2 protein-coding genes are annotated in these 1,052 nt (G+C 43.2%); both read left to right on the forward strand.

Annotation, left to right across the window (positions count from 1 at the left end; translation table 11 throughout):
* Position 1 precedes the first annotated feature (1 nt).
* On the forward strand, positions 2-238 hold the full coding sequence (locus BCT81_RS25565; RefSeq protein WP_102426282.1) for a 2Fe-2S iron-sulfur cluster-binding protein: 237 nt from the start codon (positions 2-4) through the stop codon (positions 236-238).
* Positions 239-258: 20 nt separating this feature from the next.
* Positions 259-972 carry an NAD(P)H-flavin reductase gene (fre, locus tag BCT81_RS25570; protein ID WP_004741188.1) on the forward strand — a complete coding sequence of 238 codons (714 nt, stop codon included), beginning with the start codon at positions 259-261 and terminating at the stop codon, positions 970-972.
* Positions 973-1,052: the final 80 nt, after the last annotated feature.

The raw sequence follows: 1,052 nt of genomic DNA on the forward strand, positions 1-1,052 counted from the left end.
CATCAGTTTCACCGTAGAAAAAGGGCAAACGGTCTTGGATGCTGCGCTCAACAGCGATATCTATTTCCCTAACCGTTGCCAAGTTGGCGCATGTGCTATGTGCATGTGCAAAAAATTAGAAGGGCAAGTGAGTTACCACCTTGAACCCATGCTTACAGAGAAAGAGCAGCAACAGGGTTGGATTTTCGCTTGCCAAGCATTTGCAGAAAGTAATTTAGTTCTAACCTTTGCCGATTAAGGGTTAGTGAGAGGAAGAACATGACTATTAAATGTAAAGTTAAGTCTATCGAGCCTTTGGCTTGTAACACTTACCAAATCCTGCTTCACCCAGAGACACCAGTTGCCTTTAAAGCTGGTCAGTACCTGATGGTTGAAATGGGTGAGAAAGATAAGCGTCCATTTTCAATTGCGAGCAGCCCTTGTCGCCATGAAGGTGAACTAGAACTACACATTGGTGCTGCTGAACACAATGCTTATGCATTAGAAGTGGTTGAAGCAATGAAAAAGGCACAAGCTGAAGATGGTGATATCGCGATTGATGCGCCACACGGTGATGCGTGGATTAAAGAAGAGAGCGAGCGCCCTCTACTATTGATTGCTGGTGGTACGGGCTTTAGCTATGTACGTTCGATCCTGGATCACTGCATTGCACAAAACAGCAAGAAAGAGATTCACCTTTACTGGGGTGCAAAAGACGAGTGCCAGCTATACGCGAAAGAAGAGCTTGTTGATATTGCAGAAAAGCATAGCAATGTACATTTCGTACCTGTAGTAGAAGAGGCGCCGGAAGTTTGGCATGGCCAAACGGGTAATGTGCTTGAAGCTATTACACAAAGCTTCGAATCACTGGCTGATTTTGATATCTATATTGCTGGTCGTTTTGAAATGGCAGGTGCAGCAAGAGACCTATTTACACAAAATAAAGAAGCAAAGCGTGACCATATGTACGCAGATGCTTACGCGTTTATCTAATAATTCCTTTAGATTTAGTGTAAAAAGAGAGCAGAAATGCTCTCTTTTTTATGTTTAGGTGAACTATTAGACACTTAACC

The sequence above is a fragment of the Vibrio sp. 10N.261.52.A1 genome (genome assembly GCF_002876325.1).
GTDB lineage: Bacteria > Pseudomonadota > Gammaproteobacteria > Enterobacterales > Vibrionaceae > Vibrio > Vibrio chagasii.

Excerpts from the sequence above, each read along its gene's own strand:
- fre (WP_004741188.1), top strand. The coding sequence starts at position 259 with ATGACTATTAAATGTAAAGTTAAGTCTATCGAGCCTTTGGCTTGTAAC.